Here is a 4,427-nt window from a genome sequence, read left to right on the forward strand (position 1 = left end):
TGGCCGCCAGAGGACCGTCTGACGGACACGCAAAGCGAAGGAGATGATGCTTGGCGAGACGGCGACTGGTGAGCCTGGAAATCTGGGCGAGGCATTATGGCGCGCCGCTCGATGAGCGCGAGATCGCGCGTCATTATACGCTGACCAGCGACGACCTGGAAATTGTCGGCCGCCGTCGCGGCGATGCCACCCGGCTCGGCTATGCGATGCTCATGCTATATATGAGATGGCCTGGCCGTGCGCTGGAAGCGGGCGAAGTCCCGCCCGCTCCTGTGCTCGCCTATGTGGCGCAGCAACTCGGCGTCGCGCCGGCAGCCTTCGCGGATTATGCCCATCGGGACCAGACCCGTCGCGAGCATCTCGTCGAAATCCGACGATCGCACGGGTTCAGGATTTTTGACCGCAACGCTTTCCGTGAAGTTGTCGCCTTCTCGGTCCCAATCGCGCAGACCATCATACACCCCGGCCAGATGGCAGACGTCATCGTCGATGAACTCCGGCGCCTGCAGATCCTCCTGCCTTCTCCGTCGATTCTCGAAGCGGTGCTGCGGCGGGCGCGCCAGCAAGCCGAACAGCTTACCTATGAAGTGCTCACGAATGGCCTGCTGCCTGACACCCTTCAGGGCCTGGACGATTTGCTGGCCCGACGACCGGGGCAGGTCGCGACATGGCTATCCTGGATGCGCAATGCGCCACAATCGCCGGCAGCGCGCAACATCCTGCGCCTGATCGAACGGCTCGCCTATATCCGCGCGCTGGGCCTCGATCGCGCCCGTGCCGACATGATCCCGGCTTTGACTTTTGACAGGCTGGCGGACGAAGGCAGCCGCATCACACCCCAGCACCTTGGCGAACTCAATGCCCTGCGCCGCCATGCGACGCTGGCGGCAACCGGCATCCGGCTTGAGGAAAGCCTGACCGACGCCACCCTGACGATGTTCGACAAGCTGTTGGGCAGCATGGCGCGCCGCGCCGAGAACCGGACCCGCGACAAAGCCCTCAAGACGGTGCGCGAGTTGCAAGGCCACCTCCGGACGCTCACGGGGTCTTGCCGCCTCCTCATCGACGCGCGCAGCAAGGGCGTGGATTCTCTGGCGCAGATCGAGGCGCTGGACTGGCAGCACTTCGCCGTGGCCGTCGAGCAGGCCGAAGTGCTCGGGCGACCGGAAACCGTCGATCGCACCGCCGAATTGATCGAGCGGCATCGGACGGTGAAGCTCTTTGTCGGCGCTTTTCTCAACGCCTTCGAGTTTCGCGGCGCCGGCGCGGTTCAGGGGCTCCTGTCAGCGCTGGCCATCAGCGCGGAGCTATATCGGACCGGCAAACGGCGCTTGCCTGATCGCGTGCCGCTACGCTTTGTGCCGCCCGCATGGCGCCCGTTCGTCCTGCGGGATGGCATCGTTGATCGTGCCGCTTATGAACTATGCGCCTTGTCGCAACTACGCGAGCGGTTGCGAGCCGGGGATATATGGGTCGCGGGAAGCCGGCAGTTTCGCGATTTCGACAGCTATCTCATACCGCCGGCGACCTTTGCGGCGCTGCGCGAGAAGGGGCCGTTGCCGCTCGCCATCGAAACGGATTTCGAGCGCCATATCGAGGAACGGCGCACCAGGCTCGACACGGCGATCAAGCAGGTAACGGTCCTTGCACGGCAAGGGGAGCTGCCCCAGGTTAAGCTTGACGAAAACGGTCTCATCATCTCGCCGCTGAAGGCGGCAACACCGCCCGCCACCGAGATTGCCCGTCGCGCCGCCTATGATCGACTGCCGCGCGTGAAGATCACCGATCTTCTGCTGGAGGTCGATGCCTGGACCGGGTTCAGCGAATGCTTCATCCATCGTCGTTCGGGCCGGGAAGCCGACGATCGCAATGCGCTGCTCACGGTCATCCTCGCCGATGGCATCAATCTCGGCCTCACACGCATGGCGGAAACCTGCCGGGGCGCAAGTCTGCGTCAGCTCGCCCATCTTCACGACTGGCACATCAGCGAAGCCGCCTATGGCGAAGCGTTGGGAAGGCTGATCGACGCCCATCGCGCCATGCCGCTCGCCGCGCTGTGGGGAGACGGCACCACTTCGTCGAGCGACGGACAGCAATTTCATGCCGGGGGCCGTGGGGCCGCGATCGGCGACATCAACGCGCGCAGCGGCAACGAACCAGGCGTTGCCTTCTACACCCATGTCTCGGATCGATATGACCCCTTCGCAAGTCGGGTGATCGCGGCGACCGCTGGCGAAGCGCCCTATGTGCTGGATGGCTTGCTGTATCACCAGACCGGCCTGACGATCGAGGAGCACTACACCGATACGGGCGGGGCATCGGACCATGTGTTCGGCCTCATGCCCTTCTTCGGCTACCGCTTCGCGCCGCGCCTGCGCGACATCAAGGAGCGTCGTTTACACCTCCTTCCCGGCCAAGAATCCGGCCCCTTGCTTGCCGGCATGACGGCCGAACCGATCGCATTGGGTCATGTCGCGGCGCATTGGGACGAACTGCTGCGGTTCGCCACGTCGATCCGCACCGGCACCGTCACTGCTTCGGCAATGCTGCGCCGCTTGTCCGCCTATCCGCGACAGAACGGACTGGCCCTCGCACTACGCGAGCTGGGCCGCCTCGAACGCTCCATTTTCATGCTCGACTGGCTGCGCGACATCGACCTGCGCCGGCGCACCCAGGCGGGCCTCAACAAAGGCGAAGCCCGCAACGCGCTCGCCCGCGCGCTCTTCTTCAACCAGCTCGGCGAACTGCGCGATCGTCGGTTCGAGAACCAGACCTATCGCGCCTCCGGCCTCAACCTGCTCGTCGCCGCCATCATCTTGTGGAACACTCGCTATCTCGAAATGGCGCTGGCGGACATCGGCACAGCCGACGAAATCGCACGCCACATCGCGCCATTGGGCTGGGAGCATATCTCGCTGACCGGTGACTATAGCTGGAATGTTGAAGATCAACCCGATCCGGACGCCTTGCGACCGCTGCGCGCCGTCAACTCCCTACTTGCCGCGTGACGTTCGCTATCCGTTCGCCCTTTCCGTGCAGATACGTCACTTTCGTGTAGTCACCCCTTTCAACTCGAATGGTCTCCGCCAGATGATGTTCAAAGCCGGGCAACACAGCCTCCAAATGTGCCTTGAACGTCTCACTTGTCGATGCCGGAAGCAGTGCCGTTCTGATCGCCGCGATTGCGTTTGTATGAAATACCCGCTCATGAGCGAGATAGGCTTGATCGAACTCTGTGCCGGAAAGAGACTTTAGCTTCGCCATGGCCTCATTATGGCCGACGGCGCCCTCGCTCTTAGCGTCCACTTTGTATTCGGCGCCTTCGGCGGCAGCGATGTCTCGCGCCCACTGACGAACAGCGGAATGATCGCGCAGAACCATCACAGCGAGCTCGCGCACTTGGGTGTCCTGACCTTTAACGGCGCCGAGAGCGGCTGTTTCAATGTCGAAACCGTTCACCTGATCGTAGATGGCGAAGATCTCCGTTTGAGAGATCTGCGGTTTCTCTTTCGATTGTTCCGCCATGGCAATCGGCGCGATCGCATGAACAATCAAGGCGATCACAGCAAACAGAATTGATTTTGTAAGGTAAGCGATGTTTCGGTCACACCTTGACGGGATAATTCCAAGGGAGCAGGTCGTTGATCATGCTTTGCTTGTGGCCATTGACGATCCTGATGAGGACGTCAGTGAGCCAGGCCTGTGGATCGACGTCGTTGAGTTTGCAGGTCTCAACGAGTGATGCGATGGTCGCCCAGTTTTCTGCTCCGGCGTCGTGTCCTGCAAAAAGTGCGTTCTTCCGATTGATGGCTATTGGCCGGATGCTGCGCTCGACGCTGTTGTTGTCCATCTCGACGCGCCCGTCGGTCAGGAACATGCAGAGCCCGTCCCAGTATTTGGTAATATATTTGAGCGCCTCACCAAGCGGCGCCTTGGATGAGACGCGGGCACGGTGATGGGCGAGCCATGTTTCCATGTCGGCGATCAGTGGTTTTGATCGAGCCTGTCGTGCTGCCAGACGGGCCTCAACGCTCAAGCCTGCGATGTCCTTTTCAATTTGATAGAGGGCCGCAATGCGGCGGAGCCCTTCCTCGGCAATCGGCGCGGTTGCATTTTGCGCAACCTCATAGAGCTTGCGCCGCGCATGGGCCCAGCAATAGGCGAGCTGGATCGGTTGCTCGCTGCGCTTCAACAATCGATTGTAACCCGCATAGCCATCGACCTGCAGGATGCCGGTAAAGCCGCTGAGGATGTCATCAGCATATCGGCCCGATCGCCCCGGCGCATAGGTGAAGGCAACACCGGGCGGATCCTCACCGCCCCAGGGCCGGTCATCACGCGCCAGTGCCCAGAAGGGCTCTGTTGCAAAAATCGTGAAGCTTGAGCATGCTTGGCGGAGATTGGACGGACGGAACGATGACGGATTT

The 4,427-nt window shown here is 61.9% G+C and carries 3 protein-coding genes; 1 reads left to right on the forward strand and 2 read right to left on the reverse strand.

The window, feature by feature from the left end:
• Window positions 1-50: 50 nt before the first annotated feature.
• The gene (locus M529_RS28875; protein ID WP_031294302.1) at window positions 51-3,008 is read left to right on the forward strand and encodes a Tn3 family transposase; all 2,958 of its coding nucleotides are present in this window, start codon (window positions 51-53) and stop codon (window positions 3,006-3,008) included.
• Here M529_RS28875 and M529_RS28880 read toward each other — a convergent pair.
• Both M529_RS28880 and tnpC read right to left on the reverse strand, forming a co-directional pair.
• A complete protein-coding gene (locus tag M529_RS28880) occupies window positions 2,986-3,564 on the reverse strand; it encodes a DUF4142 domain-containing protein (protein WP_020817916.1) in 579 nt (192 codons plus the stop codon). The two genes, M529_RS28875 and M529_RS28880, sit on opposite strands and share 23 nt — an antisense overlap.
• Window positions 3,565-3,604: 40 nt before the next feature.
• Window positions 3,605-4,427, reverse strand: an 823-nt coding sequence (gene tnpC, locus M529_RS28885; RefSeq protein WP_021316726.1) for an IS66 family transposase, incomplete at its 5' end; no start/stop codon positions are given.

This window comes from Sphingobium ummariense RL-3 (assembly GCF_000447205.1).
GTDB lineage: Bacteria > Pseudomonadota > Alphaproteobacteria > Sphingomonadales > Sphingomonadaceae > Sphingobium > Sphingobium ummariense.